The sequence below is a fragment of the Latilactobacillus curvatus JCM 1096 = DSM 20019 genome, from assembly GCF_004101845.1.
In the GTDB taxonomy this organism is placed as follows: Bacteria; Bacillota; Bacilli; order Lactobacillales; family Lactobacillaceae; genus Latilactobacillus; species Latilactobacillus curvatus.
Window position 1 is genome coordinate 1,273,907 of record NZ_CP026116.1, and the last position, 19,929, is coordinate 1,293,835.

At 42.4% G+C, this 19,929-nt stretch carries 21 protein-coding genes, 1 tRNA gene and 1 pseudogene; 8 read left to right on the forward strand and 15 right to left on the reverse strand.

Annotation, left to right across the window (positions count from 1 at the left end):
* Positions 1–290: 290 nt before the first annotated feature.
* The 5 genes from nusG to pplA all read right to left on the reverse strand — a co-directional run bounded on the left by nusG (position 291) and on the right by pplA (position 3,345).
* On the reverse strand, positions 291–839 hold the full coding sequence (gene nusG / locus LCU_RS06630) for a transcription termination/antitermination protein NusG (protein WP_056966997.1): 549 nt from the start codon (positions 837–839) through the stop codon (positions 291–293).
* A gap of 98 nt (positions 840–937) precedes the next feature.
* Positions 938–1,111: a preprotein translocase subunit SecE gene (secE, locus tag LCU_RS06635; protein WP_004270855.1), complete on the reverse strand. Its 174-nt coding sequence runs from the start codon at positions 1,109–1,111 to the stop codon at positions 938–940.
* Positions 1,112–1,126: 15 nt separating this feature from the next.
* Positions 1,127–1,276: a 50S ribosomal protein L33 gene (gene rpmG / locus LCU_RS06640; RefSeq protein WP_004270843.1), complete on the reverse strand. Its 150-nt coding sequence runs from the start codon at positions 1,274–1,276 to the stop codon at positions 1,127–1,129.
* 75 nt (positions 1,277–1,351) lie between these two features.
* Complete coding sequence (locus LCU_RS06645; RefSeq protein WP_056966995.1) at positions 1,352–2,305, reverse strand: UbiA family prenyltransferase; 954 nt, start codon at positions 2,303–2,305, stop codon at positions 1,352–1,354.
* A 116-nt stretch (positions 2,306–2,421) separates the two neighbouring features.
* On the reverse strand, positions 2,422–3,345 hold the full coding sequence (gene pplA, locus LCU_RS06650; RefSeq protein WP_004270850.1) for an extracellular electron transfer flavoprotein PplA: 924 nt from the start codon (positions 3,343–3,345) through the stop codon (positions 2,422–2,424).
* Positions 3,346–3,611: 266 nt separating this feature from the next.
* Between pplA and LCU_RS06655 the strand changes: the two genes are divergently transcribed.
* The 4 genes from LCU_RS06655 (at position 3,612) to LCU_RS06670 (ending at position 7,839) form a co-directional block, all read left to right on the forward strand.
* Complete coding sequence (locus tag LCU_RS06655) at positions 3,612–5,507, forward strand: NAD(P)/FAD-dependent oxidoreductase (protein ID WP_056966993.1); 1,896 nt, start codon at positions 3,612–3,614, stop codon at positions 5,505–5,507.
* A gap of 334 nt (positions 5,508–5,841) precedes the next feature.
* Positions 5,842–6,288 carry a NusG domain II-containing protein gene (locus LCU_RS06660; RefSeq protein ID WP_004270852.1) on the forward strand — a complete coding sequence of 149 codons (447 nt, stop codon included), beginning with the start codon at positions 5,842–5,844 and terminating at the stop codon, positions 6,286–6,288.
* A gap of 18 nt (positions 6,289–6,306) precedes the next feature.
* Positions 6,307–6,840, forward strand: coding sequence for a Gx transporter family protein (locus tag LCU_RS06665; protein WP_056967134.1), 534 nt, complete (start codon positions 6,307–6,309; stop codon positions 6,838–6,840).
* 18 nt (positions 6,841–6,858) lie between these two features.
* Positions 6,859–7,839, forward strand: a complete 981-nt coding sequence (locus LCU_RS06670; RefSeq protein WP_056967136.1) for a polyprenyl synthetase family protein — start codon at positions 6,859–6,861, stop codon at positions 7,837–7,839.
* 216 nt (positions 7,840–8,055) lie between these two features.
* Here LCU_RS06670 and LCU_RS06675 read toward each other — a convergent pair.
* Positions 8,056–8,128, reverse strand: a tRNA-Thr gene (locus tag LCU_RS06675).
* A gap of 63 nt (positions 8,129–8,191) precedes the next feature.
* Positions 8,192–9,031, reverse strand: a complete 840-nt coding sequence (locus LCU_RS06680) for an HAD family hydrolase (protein ID WP_056966620.1) — start codon at positions 9,029–9,031, stop codon at positions 8,192–8,194.
* Between the two features lie 199 nt (positions 9,032–9,230).
* On the opposite strand from LCU_RS06680, the gene LCU_RS06685 reads away from it, so the two are divergent.
* The gene (locus LCU_RS06685) at positions 9,231–9,446 is read left to right on the forward strand and encodes a DUF2187 family protein (protein WP_004270858.1); all 216 of its coding nucleotides are present in this window, start codon (positions 9,231–9,233) and stop codon (positions 9,444–9,446) included.
* Between the two features lie 45 nt (positions 9,447–9,491).
* Here LCU_RS06685 and LCU_RS06690 read toward each other — a convergent pair whose 3' ends face one another.
* Positions 9,492–10,058, reverse strand: a complete 567-nt coding sequence (locus tag LCU_RS06690) for a TetR/AcrR family transcriptional regulator (protein WP_004270585.1) — start codon at positions 10,056–10,058, stop codon at positions 9,492–9,494.
* A gap of 133 nt (positions 10,059–10,191) precedes the next feature.
* On the opposite strand from LCU_RS06690, the gene LCU_RS06695 reads away from it, so the two are divergent.
* Both LCU_RS06695 and LCU_RS06700 read left to right on the forward strand, forming a co-directional pair.
* Entirely contained in the window at positions 10,192–11,247 is a 1,056-nt protein-coding gene (locus LCU_RS06695) for an ABC transporter permease (RefSeq protein ID WP_056966623.1), read from the forward strand.
* Position 11,248: 1 nt separating this feature from the next.
* Complete coding sequence (locus tag LCU_RS06700; protein WP_056966626.1) at positions 11,249–11,923, forward strand: ABC transporter ATP-binding protein; 675 nt, start codon at positions 11,249–11,251, stop codon at positions 11,921–11,923.
* A gap of 69 nt (positions 11,924–11,992) precedes the next feature.
* Here LCU_RS06700 and LCU_RS06705 read toward each other — a convergent pair whose 3' ends face one another.
* The 6 genes and pseudogenes from LCU_RS06705 to sdaAB all read right to left on the reverse strand — a co-directional run bounded on the left by LCU_RS06705 (position 11,993) and on the right by sdaAB (position 18,247).
* Positions 11,993–12,844, reverse strand: a complete 852-nt coding sequence (locus tag LCU_RS06705) for a YitT family protein (protein WP_089541914.1) — start codon at positions 12,842–12,844, stop codon at positions 11,993–11,995.
* Positions 12,845–12,921: 77 nt separating this feature from the next.
* Positions 12,922–14,343 (reverse strand): annotated as a pseudogene (locus tag LCU_RS06710) (C69 family dipeptidase).
* A gap of 52 nt (positions 14,344–14,395) precedes the next feature.
* On the reverse strand, positions 14,396–14,749 hold the full coding sequence (locus tag LCU_RS06715) for a PqqD family protein (RefSeq protein ID WP_004270588.1): 354 nt from the start codon (positions 14,747–14,749) through the stop codon (positions 14,396–14,398).
* Positions 14,724–16,667: an OPT/YSL family transporter gene (locus LCU_RS06720; protein WP_056966630.1), complete on the reverse strand. Its 1,944-nt coding sequence runs from the start codon at positions 16,665–16,667 to the stop codon at positions 14,724–14,726. The genes LCU_RS06715 and LCU_RS06720 overlap by 26 nt, the downstream gene beginning before the upstream one ends.
* A 24-nt stretch (positions 16,668–16,691) precedes the next feature.
* Entirely contained in the window at positions 16,692–17,582 is an 891-nt protein-coding gene (sdaAA, locus tag LCU_RS06725) for an L-serine ammonia-lyase, iron-sulfur-dependent, subunit alpha (protein WP_004270577.1), read from the reverse strand.
* A gap of 14 nt (positions 17,583–17,596) precedes the next feature.
* Positions 17,597–18,247 (reverse strand): L-serine ammonia-lyase, iron-sulfur-dependent subunit beta, encoded by a 651-nt coding sequence (gene sdaAB, locus LCU_RS06730; protein WP_004270582.1) that lies wholly within the window; start codon positions 18,245–18,247, stop codon positions 17,597–17,599.
* Positions 18,248–18,611: 364 nt separating this feature from the next.
* Between sdaAB and LCU_RS06735 the strand changes: the two genes are divergently transcribed.
* Complete coding sequence (locus tag LCU_RS06735) at positions 18,612–19,253, forward strand: SDR family oxidoreductase (protein ID WP_054644195.1); 642 nt, start codon at positions 18,612–18,614, stop codon at positions 19,251–19,253.
* A 1-nt stretch (position 19,254) separates the two neighbouring features.
* Here LCU_RS06735 and LCU_RS06740 read toward each other — a convergent pair whose 3' ends face one another.
* Complete coding sequence (locus LCU_RS06740) at positions 19,255–19,890, reverse strand: hypothetical protein (protein ID WP_056966632.1); 636 nt, start codon at positions 19,888–19,890, stop codon at positions 19,255–19,257.
* Positions 19,891–19,929: the final 39 nt, after the last annotated feature.

Here is a 19,929-nt window from a genome sequence, read left to right on the forward strand (position 1 = left end):
TCACATCATTCTTTCGAAATAGACACTATTGATTATTCAAAAAAAGCGGCTGAGACAAATCATCTTTCGTCTCAGCCGCCTATCTTGTTGGGGCTTGGGACAAATCCTAGCCCCTACTTTAATTGTTGAAACGTGCTTTTTGAAACTGACTCTTGCGCTTAACTACATTTGTCAAATCGGCGCTTGTAGCACCAATTCGCCAAATTAGGTTAATGCTCAGAGTCAATCCGTTTCAAACGCACTCTTTTTTCGAAACGTGCTCCTTCAGTCATCCCGCCTGAAGTCGCACTCTAAACTAGTTCGTCTACTTGGTCGTAGTCTAATTCTGTTGCTGTTTCACGACCGAACATGTCGATGTTAACCTTTAATTTCATCTTTTCATCGTCAACTTCTGTAATTTGACCAACAAGGCCAGCGAAAGCCCCTTCGATAATCTTCACAGATTCGCCGACTTTGAACTCAACATCCAAATGACGGGTGCTCATGCCAAGTTGACGCAAAATTTGTGTGATTTCATCGTCTAATAATGGGGCTGGTTTACTGCCGGCACCGTGTGAACCAACGAAGCCTGTCACACCTGGTGTATTCCGCACAACGAACCAAGCTTCGTCTGACATCACCATTTCAACCAAAACATAGCCTGGGAAAGTCTTCTTCATGTCGACTTTTTCCTTACCGTTTTTGATTTCATGTTCTTCTTCTTCAGGCACCACAACGCGGAAAACATTGTTCTCCATCCCCATTGATTGGGCACGCGATTCCAAGTTTGCCTTCACTTTATTTTCGTAACCTGAATATGTGTGTAAGACATACCAACTTTTTTCGATTGATTCAACCATGTGAATTCTCCTTTTAAATACCAAAATAAAAAAACTCCGACCACGCGAAGTTTTTTGCTTGCCATCAGTATAGCAAATCCGACTTAATTAAGCCAGTTCTAAAAGATAAATAATTGTAGTACTTTTAAGATTGCAAAATCAACAACGCCAAAGAAAATGGCGAATAAAACGGAGGTCATGACGACTGTTGATGTATCTTTACGTGTTTGTTTGGCATCTGGCCAACTAACAGTTTTCATTTCCTGACCAACACTCTTAAAAAACTTAATCATCTTATTTCCTCCTAATTAGCGCGTTTCTTTGTGTTGTGAGTATTGCCCACAATGTTTACAGAATTTGTTTAACTCTAGACGTTCTGTCCGATTCTTGTTCTCAGCAACATAGTAGTTACGTGAGCCACAGACAGTACAGGCTAAGGCGACTTTCTTAACACCCATATGAAAAGCCCCTCTCTAATTGACGTTTATCCCATTTACTTTATCATGTGTTGACCAAACTGTCAATGTGGTGGATTATCCCCACCAGGTCGTGCGGACAATCGCTAATAACAAGCTGACAATCAAGCTAATATTGATCGCCATCGCATTTTGAATCGCGGTAATAAAGGTGATATCCTTCAGTTGCCGTGTATTAAACCGGCGATTATTGCGCAAAATGACAGGAATCAATAATAACAATAGTAACGATTCAATCGGTAAGACCTTCGTAATCACTGCCACAACAACGGCCACTAGTGAGAACCAAATCAACGTATTATACAACCGCAACGCCCAGGTTGTTCCTAAATAATGCGGCAGTGTATAACGTTCATTGCGCCGATCTTGATCTAGATCACAGATATTATCCGCCAACATAATGTTCGAAGTAGGGATTGCAATAATCACACCGATTAGGCATAGACTAAGCAATGTTGGTAATTGACCTTTAAGGGTAAACGTTGGCCAATCAAAATGGAGCGCCATGATGCTGTCGCTTGGTACGTTGACATAGACCATGATAAAAAATGCACCAAATGATTCTGTCACACCACTCAACAATTCACCAACCGGCATCCGCGACAGCGGAACTGGCCCGAACGTGTAAAAGACGGCCACAAAAATACAGGCGCCACCGATTAATAGTAATAAAATATTCGTTTGCCAAACCAACCAAATTCCAGCCGCCATGCTGAACAATAAAAAATAGAGCATTAAATGCAGTGCCTTGGTTGGCGACAAATGTTTGCGCCCAATGATATTCGTCTGTGCCCGATAATCCAGATCAACTGCTTTGTAGTAATCCATCACATTATTAAAGCCAGTCACAAATAATGCAATCGAAAACTGGGCGACAAAATAAACAACTGTCGTCACTGGATTCAGCTGGCCATTAACGTACCAACAATAAACAATCCCTAAGATTAAAGGCAAGACACTCGCTGTCTTGACCTCAATCCGGACAAATTCTAAAAACGTTTTAAAAGACATCTCGGACTTCCTTCCATTAAAAAAGCTAGGACAAATTGACTTGTCCTAGCTTCATCGTACCTTCTAGCAGACAGTTACCCATTAATTCATTGGCAGCTGACTGCCGAAGTCCCGTTTTATTCACCGTAAACGATGTTATCAACTGTAATCGTTGCTGTATTTCCTTTTTGTGCAGCATTGACTAATTGTTCAGCATAGTTGACGAAGCTGTGTGATGATTCTGTTGCACCAGAAACAACATCTACTTTGCCTGGTTCTTGTGCTTTGACGAATTCAGAATTCAACTTAGCGATGTATTCCTTAGGATCAGTCTTAGCAATCTTCTTCATTTGTTTGTTGTATGCAGCATCGTCAGCTTTTGACTTGCCATCTTTATTGATGTTATCGAATTTAGATTCAGTGATTTTACCGTCTTTAACCACCATTGTGAAAACTGTTCGATAGTCATGGCTGTAATTCTTTTCTTCTAACTTATATGTGCCATCTTGCATCTTAGCACCATTGTCGATTTCGATTGTTTCAGTGTTGCCAGCTTGAGCAGCTTGCACTAATTGTTGTGCGTAATTCTTAAATGAATTTGAGCTATGAGTTGCGCCTGATACGACTTCGATGCTTGAAACATCTGCACCTTTATCTGTAAATTCTTTGTTCAACTTAGGAATATATTCTTTAGGATTTGTTTTTGAAACTTTCTTCATTTTTTCGTTGTATGTCTTGTCATCTTGTTTTGACTTGCCATCTTTATCAACGTAATCGTAAGTTGTCTTTGTCACTTTGCCGCCGGCAACGGTCATTGACATCTTAACGCGATAATTATTTTCGTAGTTCTTTTCTTCTAAGTTGTAAGTGCCGTCTTTTAATTCACCGCCGGCAACTTGTTTCTTAGCGGTTGCTTTTTTGCTTGATGATTCTTTGACTGAACTAGATTTTGCCTCTTTTGAAGATGAATCTTTAGCGTTATTACTATTACCACAAGCTGCTAATACCATTGCTGACATTGCAACAACTGATAAACTAGCTAATGCTTTACTTAATTTCATAATTTTCCCGCCCTTTTCATAAATAATCATATAGTTTGTATCAACCTTCACACAAAGTCAGTTTATCTTTTTTATGTAAAAAGTTCAAGTCTTTTAAATCACTTATTTTACGGCGATTAACTTTGGTTTTACACAATTTAAAACGGTTTCCTTAATAGTCATCAATCCCATTAATCTTATCCGTGAATAAATAGACAATCTTTAGTTTATTCTGTATAATGGATACTGATTGAAAACGCATTTATTTCATTTAGGGGTGGCTCATCATGGCTCAAAAAAACATCGTCATCATCGGTGCCGGTTTTGCCGGGATCTATGCGACTAAAAAACTTGCGAAATATTACAAGAAGAATCCAGATTATCAAATTACATTAATCGACAAACATTCCTACTTTACGTATTTAACGGAATTACACGAAGTAGCTGCTAACCGCGTGCCAGAAGACCACGTTCAACACGATTTGCAACATCTCTTCTGTCGCCGCAAAAACGTTAAGTTGGTGACCGATACGGTAACCCGCATCGATCAAGCAAACAAAACCGTCATTACTGAACATGGACGCTACGCCTATGATCAAGTTATGTTGGGGATTGGGAGTGAACCTAACGACTTTGGCACACCTGGGGTTGCCGAACATGGTTTCACTTTAGGTTCATGGGAACAGGCTGTTGAATTGAAGCAACATATTATCGATGTTGTTCGTCGTGGGGCAATTGAACACGACCCAGAAAAACGCCGGGCCCTTTTGAATATCGTGGTTGTTGGTTCTGGCTTTACCGGAACTGAAACTATCGGCGAATTACGCGACTGGCGTGATGAACTAGCAGCTGATAACAAGATTGATCCCGAAGAAATCCAATTTACAATGATGGAAATGGCACCAACCATCATGAACATGCTCGACCGCAACGATGCAGCCAAAGCAGAACGCTACATGGCTAAACAAAAAATTGATGTTCGCAAGAATACCGGTGTTACAGGTGTTCACGAAATGCATGTTGATTTAAATGATGGTTCAACTTTCCCAACTGCCACTCTAATCTGGACAGCTGGTGTCAAAGCTTCCTCACAAACGGCACAATTTGGCCTAACAACCGGTAAAGCCGGCCGAATCGTGACAAACGAATTCATGCAATCTGTTGACGATGACAAGATTTACGTTGTCGGCGATGTGGCTTTCTTCGATGAAACTGATGACGGCCGCGGTCAACCCCAAATTGTTCAAGGCGCCGAAGCATCTGCTGCAACAGCCCTAAAGAACATCATCGCAACTGAAGAAGGTAAAGCAAAAGTCCCATACAAAGGGAGCTATTCCGGCTTCATGGTTTCAATTGGTTCTCGCTATGCGGTTGCCAACTTGATGAATTTCTTCCATCTCAGTGGGTTCTTTGCCACATTAGTTAAACATTTAGTCAACATGCTCTATTTTGTTCAGATTTATTCTGGCTACGATTTATTCCACTATTCAATGAATGAGTTCTTCAGAACGAAGAACGATCGCAACTTGATGCGCGGTCATATTTCACGGTATGGTAATGTTTTATGGACAGTTCCTGCGCGAATTTTCTTAGGCGCAATGTGGCTTGTTGATTGTTGGGACAAGGTTCAAGGTGAAGGTTCTTGGTTCACCAATAAGCTCCGGTTACCTTTTGACTGGCTTCAACCAGCTGTCACCAGCGGTGCTTCTAAAGCGGCGGATGCAACAAGTGCTGCTAGCGGTGCCGCTGCAGGCGGGGCTGCTGAACCAGCAACTGCTAAAGTCACATTCGGCCTTTCTTACTTATTCGGTCATGATCCAATGCCCGTCTTCGATAAGATGCCCCACTGGTTCTACAGCATCACGAAGGTCTTGATTCCAAACCAAGAAGTCGCCTTCTTCATGCAAAAAACAATGACCATCATTGAAATTTTAATTGGCTTAGCTTTAATTGCTGGTCTCTTCACTTGGTTAACGAGCGCAGTAACCGTTGCAATGGTTATCACATTCTGCCTTTCAGGGATGTTCTATTGGGTTAACATTTGGATTATTCCAATGGCCCTCGCCTGCATGAACGGTTCAGGCCGTGCCTTCGGATTAGATAAATGGGTTGTTCCATATTTACAAAAACATCTCGGTCACTGGCGCTACGGCCAACAACGTGCACTATACAAAAATCAATGAGTGCGTTTGAAACGGTTTGACTTTAAGCATTAGCACAGGGAAGCGAATTAGCGACATAGTCGATGATTTGATTCACAGCGCTAAACGCAGAAAGTTAACTTCAAAGCACGTTATAAAACTGAGTGCGTCAAAAGCGTTTATTCTATGCGGATTAGCAAAATTAGACGAATAACTAGCGTAGCTAGTTGTTTGGCTAATAGTGCTAAACGCAATAGAATGCTTTTGAAAGCACATTATAAAAGCAATTCACAGCTATCAAAAGGAGGGGGTTATGACAGACAGGCTTTTGTCATAACCCCTTTTATTGCTATTTTAGAGAGAAAGACTGACGCCTATGTTTAAACAAATTCGCGCTAACCGTTACATCAAAATGATTCGCCCTGGTGATATAATAGTAGTCATCGGCCTGTTTATTCTATCGTTTGCCCCAGTTGCTGTTTTTAGTTGGCACGAATGGCAAACGACGCAAGCAGCGGATTCAAACGCGCAGGTATTGACGGCCTACGTCAAACACGATGGCAAAACCGTCTACAAAGTGAACCTAACCACCCACCATGGTGTTAGCCACTTCACTTATCGCGATGCCGGCGGTGATTACAACAAAATTAAGGTAACCGATCATGCCATTGAGGTCACTGAAGCCAATTGCTTCAATCAGATTGATGTTAAGCGTGGCAAAATTTCTAAGCCAGGCCAAACCATTGTTTGCTTACCACACAAGTTACTGATTGAAATTAAAGCCAAGGATGGGACCGACACGGGCGGGATGGTTTCTGCCTGATTTAAAAGGAGTACAGCGATGACTAACGATCAAACGCGTAAATACATCTATATTGCACTCTTGTGCGCTCAAGGGATTATTATTGGCCTTGTCGAACGCGCGATTCCATTTCCATTTGCCGTAGCCCCGGGTGCTAAGTTGGGACTAGCCAATTTAATTACCATCATTTCGTTATTTACCCTACCGGTCAGCGACTGCTTTTTATTGATGGTGATGCGAACTGTTTTATCCGCCTTGCTAGGGGGAACCCTCTCTACTTTTATGTATAGCATTGCTGGGGCAACGCTAAGTTTCTTTGGCATGGTACTCCTCAAGCAATTTAGCCGCCGCTTTATGAGTATGATTGGCATCTCAGCTGCTGGTGGTCTGCTCTTTAATGTCGGTCAACTCTGCGTCGCGAGTTTCATTGCCCAGAGTTGGCAAGTCCTCCTCTATCTACCAGTGCTTGCTTTTCTCGGTATTCTCGCCGGAATTGCGGTCGGCGTAGCCGCGAATTTTTTATTCGAACATGTCAAAACCCTGACTTTTTTAAAAGCCCAACACGAAATTTAATTTAACAAGGAGTTAATTATGGCGAAAGTACATGCCATGTGGCAGAACTATCCAGAAATCGAAACCGAACTTGCGCAAAGTCTTGCGCTCATTGAAGACAACATTCACACCAAAAATCAAGCCGTCACCGACGCCATTTTAAAGATGATTAGTGCTGGCGGCAAGTTGCTCCGCCCTGCTTACTGCTTATTATTTTCACAGTTTAATGCAGTCGATCGACAGAAGATGATCGCATTAGCCGCCGCTGTTGAAACGCTACACACTGCGACATTAATTCATGACGACATCGTTGATGATTCCAATTTACGTCGCCATCAAGAATCGATTCAAGCCCGTTTCGGCAAAGATGTCGCCGTTTACGCTGGCGATTACTTATTCGTTGTCTGCTTCAAGTTACTAGCCAATTATGCGAGCGATTTGAAGAGCATCCAATTTAACAGCCAAACGATGGATCAAATTCTTGACGGTGAACTCAGTCAGATGACAACCCGATATAATCTCGATTTAACCCCCGAACAGTACCTACAACAAATTAACGGTAAAACCGGCCAACTGTTCGCGCTCAGTTGCTTCATCGGTGCTTACGAAAGCCAAAAGGGCTTGAAGTTTGCCCGCCAAGCCGAGAAAATCGGCTTAAATATCGGTCTCGCCTTCCAAATTCTGGACGATATCTTAGATTACACTCAGACCGATGTCGATTTTGGCAAACCAGTTCTCGATGACATGCGACGCGGCGTCTACTCGATTCCGTTAATCATGGCACTGCAATCCAATCGCCAAACATTAGCACCCTACTTGGAAAAACAAGCAGCTATGACTGATGCCGATGTGCACGCTGTTCAAGGCATCGTCCGTCAATCTGGAAGTGTCGAAAAAGCCCAAGCACTCGCACAAGATTACACAAACCGCGCACTCGCTGGTCTTGCGAAACTACCCGACATGCCCGCAAAAACAACGCTACAACAATTAACTGAACGTTTATTAACCAGAAAAGCCTAAAAAAGACGGACAACATGTTAGAAATGTTGTCCGCCTTTTATTCTCGACTTAATGCTCAAAAGTTGACCAAGCTTGAATGCACTCATTTTTTAACGTGCTCCTCGAACAGTCTTCTCCGGTTAACTGCAAAAAGGGCATTATGGCAAGTCCCGCCATAATGCCCTTTTCTCTGTTAATCCTCAAAGCCTACCCAGTTCGAGTCACACTCTTTTTTTAAGCTGTTTATCGGATTTGAACCGACGACCCCCACCTTACCATGGTGATGCTCTACCTACTGAGCTAAAACAGCATTTCACGGTTGATTAACAACCGTGATATAAGTATATCGAAAAATAAAAAGCGGGTCAAGCCCCTAGAGACCAACTTCTGTATCAGAAAGTGCTAATTCAAAATGTTGTTGTAAGAATTTAGCGACCCCGTCATTCGTATTCGTTTCTGTTACATAATTTGCAGCCGCTTTGACCTCTGGTAAGGCATTGTCCATCGCAACACTGTACTTCGCTGATTGCAACATTCCCAAATCATTTTGCCCATCCCCAAAGACAATTGTATGATCGGCATCAATGCCATGAATCATTTGAATCTGGCGAATTGCAGTGGCTTTATCAATCCCGGTTGGAATCATCTCGATGTTGTCTGGACCAGAAGAAGACAAGCTCATCACAGCTTGATCCATTAATCGTTGTTTAGCGGCTGCTAAACTCTCTGGATGACCGCGACCAATGATAATCCCGTTAGTAATCTGATCACTTAAATTCAACAACATTTCTAAATCAGTCACCGGTTGATTATCAATATCGGCATTCAACAATAAATTCCCCGCATCGCGCGCAACAAACTTGGGGATTTCTTGGGTATAGTAAGCTGTGTCAGTGGTAAAAAAGTGCGCAGATAAATTGGGATCTGCTAAACATGCTTCGTAAGCAGCTTTGAGCGCTTTTTTACCTAAATAATGCTTGTTCATCTGATGGCCATTTTCAAAGACAGCACCGTTAGAAGCCACAATCCGGACATCATCGTTAATTTGCCGCGAAATTACCCGGCCAAGATTGTACATTCGGCCGGTGGCAATATAGAAAATCACATCGCGTTTTTGTAATGTTCGAATCACGCGTTTGGTCAAAGGTGTCACGATTTGATGGTCAAGGACCAACGTTCCATCAATATCTGAAAAAACTAAGTAAGGTTCCATATGAATTCCCCTCAATTTTGATTTGTAACCGGTAACACTTCTTCGTTTTAGCGTATTTAGATGGGGAATTAAATAGCCAATTTCGTTTCATTCACAATCAAACGATTAATTTATAGCAGTAAGTCTTGCTATTTACCATGACATAGTTTATTATCACCTTATTTGGTAATTTTAATAATGTCTGAAGGAGTTTTTGGCTATGGATAAAGAAAATCTCAATATCGGTGATTTAGTAACCGGCAAAGTGAACGAAGACCTAGATGGTGCATTTACAGGAACTGTTGAAAAAGTATATGAAAACTCCGCTTTAATTAGCATTACGGATTTCGATGCAGCCGACAAGGCCAACGTTTCGGAATTAAACAACAAGATCGTTGTTAACCTCAAGCAATTAAAAGCTGCTAAAGCAAAATAAAATAGAAAAAAGCCCACCGACATTTATTTACCGGTGGGCTTTTTTCTATGCTTTAATTTCGCTGACTTGTAAAGAAGCATTCAATAACTGTTCAGCAACGAGCGCCAATTGCTGGGCGTCAAACGCTGGTTTAAACAATGCAGTGTGCAAAACACCGATTAGACCCCAACAACAATAATTCAAAATATAATCAGCGTTTTCCGGCTGCTGAAATGGAATCACCCGCTTGCCGTGAGTCACGGTCAACGCAACTAATTTATTCATTAACTGTGAATCGGGATTACGACACAATACCCGTAACATAGACTCGTTGTCTTGCACATATGACAAGACCCATCTAAAGAAAGTTTGGCCAACAATCTGTGGTTCAGAAGGCAACTCAAAACGTTCTAGCAACTGGCTGAACTCATTTAAGGTAAAATCTTCTGTCTGGCTTAAAAGATCGTAGATATCCGTATAATGCAAATAAAACGTCCGCCGATTAATATCAGCCCGGTCGGCAATCATCTGAATTGTAATCTCATTAATTGGGTGTTTTAGCAGGAGCTCAATAAAACTTGTGCGAATTAACTTATGTGTCCGTTTAACCCGTCTGTCTTGCAGATTAACCATCTTTCAGCCTCCATTTACATCACAATTGACTAACTTGTGTGCATTATAACACAGAAACACTTAGATTGATTATTGTTGAATCAACTAACCATCGTTATAGTAGCCTTAATAACAAGTCATCGGAGGTCGGCATATGTTTCTAACAATCCAAGAATTACGCCGTAATAAGTTAAAATTTGGCGCACTGAGTTTTATCATCTTTTTAATCGTTTTCCTAGTACTCTTCATCACCGGACTAGCTGCCGGTTTAGCAAACGATAGTGGCGCGGCTATTAAAAATACGCCGGCGACGCATTTTGTTTTACAAGCCGGTTCGGAAAGTCGGTTGAGTCGCTCGGCACTCACCCAATCTGATTGGCAAGCTCTCAAACACCAATCACTGACACCCATCAACGTCACCCAAGCCACCATCGAGCGGCCTAAAAAACAAACAAAAACTGACATTGCCTACATTGCAGTTGACGCTACGAGCTTCATGACACCCAAAGTCACCCAAGGTCAAAAGCTGTCCAACCAAGCCACCCAAAAAGTGGTGGTCAGCAGCAAGTTACAAGCCAATGGTTACCAATTAGGCGACACCTTTAAAGACAGTACCACTGGTCAGCAATTTAAAATCGGCGGCTTTAGCAAGCAGATGGCTTATGCCCATACGCCTGTTATTTATTTAAACCACCACCAGTGGCAAACCATTTTTCCAACGCAAAAGACGACCTATAACGCGTTTGCTAGCAAACGGCCCTTGTCGGTTAACAAGCACTACCAAGTGATCAGCAAACAAACCTTGATTGATAACATCCCTGGCTACTCTGCAGAACAAAGTTCATTGTACTTGATGATCGGCTTTTTATACGTCATCTCACTGTTTGTCCTCGCAATTTTCTTTTATATCATTACCCTACAGAAATTACGGGACTTTGGGGCCTTAAAAGCATTGGGCACAACCACACGCTATCTCAGCCAGCACATCATCTCTGAGATTGGCTTGTTAACGGCAGTGGCGATTCTTTTGGCTGGCGGTATCATTAGTGTCATCGCCCAGTCAATGCCTGCCAGCATGCCGTTTATGCTCACAGCACCAACGATCATCGGCACCAGCGTTCTATTTTTAGCCGTCGCCATCCTAAGCGCCCTATTATCCCTTATTCAAGTGATTCGGATTGACCCGATCACAGCTATTGGAGGTCATTAATATGTCAGCACCGATTTTAACACTCGAACACATCACCAAAGATTATCCCGATGGTGATCAAATTAATCACATTTTAAAAGATATCTCCTTCACGATTCAGCCAGGTGAATTTAGCGCCATCGTTGGTCCCAGCGGTGTTGGTAAAAGTACTTTGTTGACGATTATGGGCGCGCTCTTGCAACCCACAGCCGGTCGTGTTACCTTGGCCGGTCAAGAACTTGCAACACTCAATCGTAATCGTCAAACACAAATCCGCCGCGAATCAATTGGTTTTATTTTTCAGAGTTCAGAATTAATTCCCTATCTAACGGTCACTCAGCAGCTGACTTTTTTACAAAAAATCGCCCGTCATCGCGATCAATCCGCCGCTGAACAATTACTGACACAACTTGGATTAGGCCATCGATTACATAGTTATCCCGCTATGCTTTCTGGTGGTGAAAAGCAGCGGGTTGCCATTGCTCGGGCACTTATCAATCAACCTGCACTCATTTTAGCAGACGAACCAACCGCCAGTTTAGATGCGCAACGTGGTCGTGAAATTGTCCACTTAATTCGCGATGCAGTTCATGAACAAAAACGCACAGCTGTCATGGTAACACATGACGAACGGGTTTTAGATCTCGTCGATCACGTTTGGCGTATCGAAGACGGTCAACTCCGCCAAACCACATAAAAAAAACGGTCCTTTCACAACTTAGCGTTGTTGAAAGGACCGTTTTTTAGTTCCAGAGGATAGCTACTATTATTCGACGTTTTCAAATTTACCCCACAAGTTCATTGTGGATTGAATATTAACAAAGGCATTCGGATCGGCATCCTTAACGACCCGTTTTAATTCCGTTAGATCGTATTTTGAAACAACTGTCATGATCACTGTTGTTTCTTGGTTGGTATACAGACCAGTTCCATCTAATTCAGTCGCACCATGAATAAAGTCACGCATTCGCTTCTTCAATTCTTCAGGTCGCTTGGTAAAAATCGTCACAGTCACCTTTTGTTGTTGAATATAGATATAATCCATCAACAAGCTTGAAACAAAGATTTCGACGATACTGTATAAGGCAGCACCCCAACCAAAGAAGATGCCCGCTGCAAGAATGATCATTCCGTTGATGATATTATTCACAACACCAACCCGTTTGCCAGTTAAGCGCCCAACTAACGTCACAATGACGTCCGTGCCACCAGTTGAAAAACCCGCTTTAAAACACAAGCCAACCCCTAAACCAATCAATGCGCCCCCGAACAAGGCACCTGCAAATCGTTCGGTGACAATTGGGTGAACAGGTACTGGAATGACCTTCAAGAAAAGGACACTCGTAAAAACAGCGACGATACTAAAAATCGCGTACTGATGATTAATCTTGAACCATGCCAGAATCAATAATGGCACATTCAAAATAAAGACCAACATCGCAACACTTAATGAGCCGCCCATATAGCTGACTAACGAGGTTAGTAATTGGGCAATCCCCGTGACCCCACTCGAATACGTCTTCGCCGGAATCAAGAACAGATTAACACTCACCGCCGCCAAAAAACCGTATACCATCGCGATAATAATTTTTTTCGAATTTCCTTTTAAAGCAATCACTGTAGCACCTCCATCGATTAAAAAAGCCACACTCCCCCCTTGGAAGAGTGTGACAAATGATTAAAGTGCGCACTTGGCTATAGGTTCTTATCCATGACGAAGGTCAACTTAGAAAGTTGCGTTCCTTCTGTCACCAATTGCGCTAACAAATCGGTTGTTGCTTCATGGTAATGTGCAGCAATTTCATGATTTTGCTGGGTTAAGAAATCAGTGGCATTCGCTTCCGCCTTTACAGCAGCATCCACCGTAGCAATCTTAGTTCTTGCCCATTCTGATAATGCTTTTTGGTAGTCAATATCAGCTTTCTTAAAGGCCCCGTAGTGTGATTCAACAATCATTGCTAATGCTTCATATAACCAGTAAGCGTTCTTCAACTGCATCTTCGCTGGTAGTTCGCGATAACTTTCATCCGTATCCATCGCATTCGTAAAGAATGGTACGTGTGGACAGAATGTTGGTACCCCCAAACCTAACCATTGAACACCACGCACAGCATCTGGCACATTGTTTCTAATCTGACAGATATGTGAGTTTTGCGTCCGTGAAAGTGAAATTGACCGATAAATCGTCTTTTGTTCTTCTGTCCCATTACCAAGTGGATCGTAAATAGTTTCGTTATAATGTGATTTTAACACATATTGAACATCTTCCACACTTATTTTACGGTTAGCCTTGCGAATGAAAGGCAAGTCACTCGATTCAGGTTCTTGTTTGATTTCAGGGTTCAAATAGCGTTGTGCATACCAAACCCGTGGTGTGTTATAGTGACGATCTAATTCAGTATCCGTCCCAAAAATCTTACGGAAGTTCCATTCAGCTTCACTCGGATTCAAGTGATTTTCACTGACGAATTCTTGAATACCTTCTGACTACATGTAATTTTCTGGATCATTAAAGTCGACATCTTCGATGGCAATTTGGTTAGCGGCAACTGCATAACAATCATCCGGAATCCGAACAGCAACCCAGTGATGCCCAGTAACAATTTCTTGATACCAAACTTCATTTTGATCACTGTATTGAACGCCATTACCTTCAGCTGAACCGTATTTAGCAATCAAATCCCCCATCAATTGAACCCCTTGACGTGCAGAATCGATGTATGGCAGAACCAACGTACACATTGAATCTTCAGCTAAACCTTGCTTGACCAACGGATCATAAGCTAATACCCGTTCGTTGGCATAAACACTTTCAGTTGCGGAGAGGGCGACATTTTTTTCATTAATCCCGTCTTCTTCATTTAAACCATCACTTAAATCGCCGTTGGGGGTTGATGTGTAACGATAACCGTCCGTCGGTAACGGCATGGTTAAGCCGTTATATTTTGAAACATATGTCTCATGTCGATCATGAACTGCTGGTTGTACGAAGAACCGTTTAGGATGGATTGCATAGAAGCGATCCTCATTTCGCGAAATCATCGTAGAGCCATCAATTGACGCATTCTTCCCTACCATCATTGAAGTACATGCTGATAATTCGATTCTGTCTGTCATTTGAAAAACTCCTTTTTATTAAAAATGTGATTCACTAATTGATTAATAAAACTTAGTCGGTTACCCGCCGGATCAAATGTTCTGTGTGTTCTAGATGATTCAAATACACGAGTAATCGTTCATACAGGTATTCACCGGCTTCATCATACTGTCCTGCCAGTGCTTGGCCAATCTGGTGGACACTGCGTTTTCCATTCACATGCCTAAAGACAAAACTACCATAATCATCAAGTTCCAGCTGTGTTTCTAGCGGAATCTTCACATGCAAACGCCGTAATGTCCGTTGAATCCAGTGATTCTGCGGCCGAATAATGGTGACCTGGCCAGCTTGTAACTTAAACTGAACTTGCGGATTTTTTTCATAGATGAGTTGTTCTAAATCAATCTCCGCTTTCTGTCGTCCCATCTTCTGTTGCCCCTCCTTTATGAATCATCATAAGTGGCACAGTAATCGAAACAACCATGACAACCAATAAGATAATCCCCATTGCATTGGTATTCGCAAAACCAGTAATTACGCGATCTTTTAACACACCGGTTACGTGGAGAATAATCCCGATTAAACCAATAATTGAACCACCAGCAATTAAACCGGATGATAAACTAATCCCACTTTGAACCCGATTATTCTTAATCGCTTCATCACGCGTTGCTTTTTCAATAAAGACTTTAATCAAAGCACCGATCAAGATGATTGAAGTGGTTGAAATTGGTAAGTAAAAACCAATTGCAACGGTCATGATTGGTAAATCTAAAAAGTAGAAAGCTAATGCCATCATAACCCCAACGATAATCATGATCCATGGTAATTTACCCGTCATAATCCCAGATGTTAATGTAGCAATTAAGTTCGCTTGTGGTAACCCAAAGGCTGGTGTTGCACTATCTGTAACGAATTGTGGTGATAAGATGCTGATTGTGCCGACAGTTACGATTACGCCGACAATCCCGGCAATCATGAAATATTTCATCATTTCAGATTTTGAACCACCAATGACATATGTTACTTTTTGAGATTGCATGTAGCCACCACCAACAGCAACGGCGGTCACAACGAATGTCCCGAACATCAATAAGATTTGCGTATGGTTATTGTCCGTCCAACCAAATAATACGAAGACTACCGTCATAATCACTAATGACGCAATTGTCATCCCTGATACAGGCAAGTTAGAACAACCAATCGTCCCAGCAACCCGGGCTGAAACAATGACAAAGAGTAAACTTAAGATGGCTGCTAGTAATGCACCAACAATCCCCATTAAGAAGTTTTGCGCAATGATAATACCAATAACGAAGATCCCAACACCACCAACAACAATGGCAATCATACCAAGTGTATTCTTTTCTTCGCCTGCTACGTTTTTAGCAGCTAGTGTTTTCTTGATTGATGTCACGATAGTTGGGATTAATTTAATCGCACCGATTAAACCACCACAAAGCATCATTCCGGCACCAATGTATTTAACGTATGAACTTGATAAATCGTTAACGGCCATTTGATTCACGGCTAAACTCGTGTTATTCCAAACATGCGCACTGTTGCCCGCCATATCTGTGAAATAACCGATTAACGGTGCAATCGCAAAGTTGGATAAAATCGCACCCGCAAACATTGTTAATGACACTTCTAATCCAACGATAAAACCAATTCCTGCAAGTAATGGATTCACTTCAACGTCCAATTTCCATTTATAAAATGATGAACCAACGTAGCTAATCATGTTGTTGACGACACCAAACACTGATGAAGTTAGCATCGTAATAACCCCACCGATACCAAAGCCAACGCCCATGTATTTAAGCGAATCGCCACCAGTATCTGACGCAACTAAGGTTTCTGAAATCGCCATGGCTTCTGGATAAACCAACTTACCATGTTCTTCAACCATTAAGTAGTTGTGCACTAATGAGGCTGTCCCCATTGAAAAAAGAATTGCGAGCACCCCAACGATGACCCCTTGAATGAAGTTGATGTGGCCACCAATTAAAATAATAGCTGGTAAAACATAAATCATCCCACTGGCGATTGATTCACCACCACTGGACATCCCTTGCATAATATTCTTGCCTAAAATCCCTTTTGATTTGGCAAAGGCACCGACTAACCCAGACCCAATAATTGAACCTGGAATCCCGGCTGCAACGGTTAAACCGGCCTTCATCCCAGAATAAGCTGTTGAAGCAGCAAAAATAATGGCTAAAATGCTCCCCATTATTAGAATCGCTAAGTTGCCGACCTTTTTGTCGCCTTGGTTGACATACGGTACATATTTCTCACCTGAAACACCGCCGTATGCGGATTTTGAAAGTTTCTTTTGCATAATTGTTCCTCCTAAAAGTCGCTTTTATTTAAGGCTCTTATCCTTACCAAAGATTTGCATCTTCAATGCAACCCCGGTTGGTGTAGCAGCTAATCCACCTAAACCAGTTTCACGTAATGTAGATGGCATATCTTCACCGATTCGTTTCATGGCACCAATCACTTCATCAGCTGGAATCTTGCTGATTAGCCCTGCCAATGCCATATCAGCACTGGTCAAGGCATCGACGGCCCCAATCACGTTTCGTTTAACACATGGTATCTCAACTAATCCAGCAACGGGATCACAAACCAATCCCAATAGATTAGACATCGCCATCGCGAATGCTTCCGACGATTGTTGTGGTGTGCCACCAGCAGCTTCAACTGCAGCGGCGGCGCCCATCGCGGCAGCACTCCCCACTTCGGCTTGGCAGCCTCCAGTTGCCCCGGCAATCATCGCCTTATTGGCAACAATCATCCCAAAGGCTGACGCACAAAACAAGAACCGAATCTGCGCATCCCGATCAAGCGCCAAGCGCTCAGTAATAACAGACAAAACACCAGGTAAAGTACCTGCTGAACCAGCAGTTGGCGTCGCACAAATGATTCCCATTGAAGCATTGACTTCATTGGTAGCTACCGCATTTTGCATAGCGGTCAACATCACATCACCTGATAACGACTTTCCCTTTTCCCGATACCGCTTCAACAGAACCGCTTCACCGCCTGTAATCCCAGTGGCAGACTGAACACCTTCACCGGTCACGCCTTTTTCTTCGGCCGCAATCATGACATCCAAGTTTTTCCCCATGGTTGCCCAAATGACTTCACGACTAGTGTGACTCATCGCAACCTCTTGTTCGATAATCAATTCCGAGATTGGTAGTTGCCGTTCTTGCGCTGTCTCGACTAATTCGTGAATTGTTGTATACATCTTCCCACCACTTTCTATAACACAATAACGTCTTGGCTCATTCCGCGGACCTGTTCAATCTGTTCCGGGTACGGCTTATCAATCAGTTCGATTTTATACAAAAACCGATCTGGCACTTTAACCGATATGCGCTTATCACGATAGTTGCCTTCAAATATCTGGTCTAAAGCATCGCCGATTTCTTGTTCCGATTCGACAAAAACCAATGGTAACGGGCCATCCGTTTTAATCACAATGCCATTCAAATTCACTTGGCGGATTTCGATGGTCCCGCCCCCAATTGAACAGCCCCAAATCGTTAGTTCCTTCTCACGATTGATTAACGTTAATTCCGCTGTATTGGGATGGTGCACTGGACTATTCCCTGGATCTTCAATGAAGACAACGTCAATACCTTGACGTCGCGCTAAATCAACTGCCATTGGTACCCTTTGATCGGCCGGATCGAATCCTAGCACGCCACTAATAATTGCATAATCGGTACCGTGCCCTTGGTGGGTTTGTGCAAAAGATTCGTAGTAACGCACAATAACTTTGTTAATCGGTGCATGAAAAAGACGATTAGCAACATGTCCAATGGCAACTGCGCCAGCAGTATGTGAACTTGAAGGGCCAATCATAATCGGTCCAATGATATCAAAAACGCTCCGATATTGATTTGTCATGTTCTCCTCCTACTTTCTGAGATAGCATTAACAAATAGGACTACTTATCCAATAAATCACAATCTCTATATCTGTACCATAACACAAAACAAACACGGCTTCATGATATTCTAATAAGCAACTTTGTGAAAAAATGAGAGGATTCTTAGATTTATTTATAAAACGAATCCCATAATTAGCTTTGCCTATTTAAAGGTTGCCATCAGCCACTTTCAAGATTATATACCCTAAAGCACACTCATTTTTTCGCAAGGTGCCGAATTTTATTGTACTACAACACAGGTTTTTAAATCCACTATCTTTGCGTCACTGTTCAATAACTACTATAATGGACAGCACACACATTTATATTGGAGGTTTTACTATGCGGATTTTTGTTATTGGCGCCCATGGTAACGTTGGCCAGCTCCTAATTAGCCAACTCGTTGCTGCCGGTCACACCGTTACAGCCGGCATTCGTGTCGAACAACAGGCGGATGAACTTGCACAACTAGGGGCCATGCCTGTCTTATTCGATTTAACCAAACAACCTAAGGCTTTAGCACCACTATTTGCCGATCATGATGCGATTGTCTTTACAGCTGGTTCTGGCGGTAAAACAGGCGATGATCAAACACTGTTGGTTGATCTCGATGGCGCCGTTAAGAGTATGGCAGCAGCTAAGATTGCTGAAGTTAGTCGCTACGTCATGGTCAGTGCACTCTTTGTTGAGGATCGAACTAAATGGCCTGAAAGTATTAAACCGTACTACGCTGCAAAATACTATGCCGATCACTGGCTTGAATTCTCTGGTTTAGATTGGACCATCTTGCGTCCTGGGACACTTACAAACGACGAAGCTACCGGCCTAGTGACAATGCAACCATCTGGTGGACAAGTTGCACGTGCTGATGTCGCTGCGATGATTTGCACCGTCTTAGAACATCCGACCGAAACAATCCACAAGAAATTCTCGTTTGTTAACGGCGACTTGCCTTTAATAGACGCCATCAAAAAAGCAGACTAAATTAGTCTGCTTTTTTCGTAGTCTTTTTTTTGGTGGTTGTTTTCTTAGTCGTTGCTTTTTTGGTAGCTGTCTTTTTAGCTGTTGTCTTCTTGGCAGGCGCTTTTTTCTTAGTCGTTGCCATTTTCTTAGGTGCGGCTTTCTTCTTAGCGGGCGCCTTCTTTTCGACTGGTTCTTCTTTAGGCGCCTGTGAACCGATTACGACGGCTTCCAAGTCCTTTGTTAGCAAGTCGGCAATCTTCGTCCAATTAGCAGCTGCCGATTCTTCAAACGAAGCTACCGTCCCAATTAAGTCAATCCGCATGTTCGAGCGATTAATGAGTGGCGATGTCACATATAAATAAAGATTCACCTCTGCTTGGTCGTCGAGTTCAAAAAATTGATTTACTTTTTTAATGTATTGTAATGGTAGATTCACAATCCCCGTTTCCAATGTCACCTTAACGGGTTCGCCAGCATATTCTGTCAGCACCGAAAAAGAGGCCAAAGCTTGTTTTTCAATGGCTTTATCAATAGCGGGTTTTAACTGTGCCAAAATACCGTCCGCCACAAAAGGATCTGGCGTGGGGAGCTCGTATTCATCCGTTAAATATGTTTGATCTTGAATTTGATTGATAAATGCTTGTACTTCTATCTTCATCTCGTCAGTCCTTTTTTAAATCTCTACATATCATAGCTT

What these genes read in the sequence shown, in the direction of transcription:
- nusG (WP_056966997.1), bottom strand. Translation starts at nt 839, where the DNA reads ATGGTTGAATCAATCGAAAAAAGTTGGTATGTCTTACACACATATTCA.
- secE (WP_004270855.1), bottom strand. Translation starts at nt 1,111, where the DNA reads ATGATTAAGTTTTTTAAGAGTGTTGGTCAGGAAATGAAAACTGTTAGT.
- rpmG (WP_004270843.1), bottom strand. Translation starts at nt 1,276, where the DNA reads ATGGGTGTTAAGAAAGTCGCCTTAGCCTGTACTGTCTGTGGCTCACGT.
- LCU_RS06645 (WP_056966995.1), bottom strand. Translation starts at nt 2,305, where the DNA reads ATGTCTTTTAAAACGTTTTTAGAATTTGTCCGGATTGAGGTCAAGACA.
- pplA (WP_004270850.1), bottom strand. Translation starts at nt 3,345, where the DNA reads ATGAAATTAAGTAAAGCATTAGCTAGTTTATCAGTTGTTGCAATGTCA.
- LCU_RS06655 (WP_056966993.1), top strand. Translation starts at nt 3,612, where the DNA reads ATGGCTCAAAAAAACATCGTCATCATCGGTGCCGGTTTTGCCGGGATC.
- LCU_RS06660 (WP_004270852.1), top strand. Translation starts at nt 5,842, where the DNA reads ATGTTTAAACAAATTCGCGCTAACCGTTACATCAAAATGATTCGCCCT.
- LCU_RS06665 (WP_056967134.1), top strand. Translation starts at nt 6,307, where the DNA reads ATGACTAACGATCAAACGCGTAAATACATCTATATTGCACTCTTGTGC.
- LCU_RS06670 (WP_056967136.1), top strand. Translation starts at nt 6,859, where the DNA reads ATGGCGAAAGTACATGCCATGTGGCAGAACTATCCAGAAATCGAAACC.
- LCU_RS06680 (WP_056966620.1), bottom strand. Translation starts at nt 9,031, where the DNA reads ATGGAACCTTACTTAGTTTTTTCAGATATTGATGGAACGTTGGTCCTT.
- LCU_RS06685 (WP_004270858.1), top strand. Translation starts at nt 9,231, where the DNA reads ATGGATAAAGAAAATCTCAATATCGGTGATTTAGTAACCGGCAAAGTG.
- LCU_RS06690 (WP_004270585.1), bottom strand. Translation starts at nt 10,058, where the DNA reads ATGGTTAATCTGCAAGACAGACGGGTTAAACGGACACATAAGTTAATT.
- LCU_RS06695 (WP_056966623.1), top strand. Translation starts at nt 10,192, where the DNA reads ATGTTTCTAACAATCCAAGAATTACGCCGTAATAAGTTAAAATTTGGC.
- LCU_RS06700 (WP_056966626.1), top strand. Translation starts at nt 11,249, where the DNA reads ATGTCAGCACCGATTTTAACACTCGAACACATCACCAAAGATTATCCC.
- LCU_RS06715 (WP_004270588.1), bottom strand. Translation starts at nt 14,749, where the DNA reads ATGGGACGACAGAAAGCGGAGATTGATTTAGAACAACTCATCTATGAA.
- LCU_RS06720 (WP_056966630.1), bottom strand. Translation starts at nt 16,667, where the DNA reads ATGCAAAAGAAACTTTCAAAATCCGCATACGGCGGTGTTTCAGGTGAG.
- sdaAA (WP_004270577.1), bottom strand. Translation starts at nt 17,582, where the DNA reads ATGTATACAACAATTCACGAATTAGTCGAGACAGCGCAAGAACGGCAA.
- sdaAB (WP_004270582.1), bottom strand. Translation starts at nt 18,247, where the DNA reads ATGACAAATCAATATCGGAGCGTTTTTGATATCATTGGACCGATTATG.
- LCU_RS06735 (WP_054644195.1), top strand. Translation starts at nt 18,612, where the DNA reads ATGCGGATTTTTGTTATTGGCGCCCATGGTAACGTTGGCCAGCTCCTA.
- LCU_RS06740 (WP_056966632.1), bottom strand. Translation starts at nt 19,890, where the DNA reads ATGAAGATAGAAGTACAAGCATTTATCAATCAAATTCAAGATCAAACA.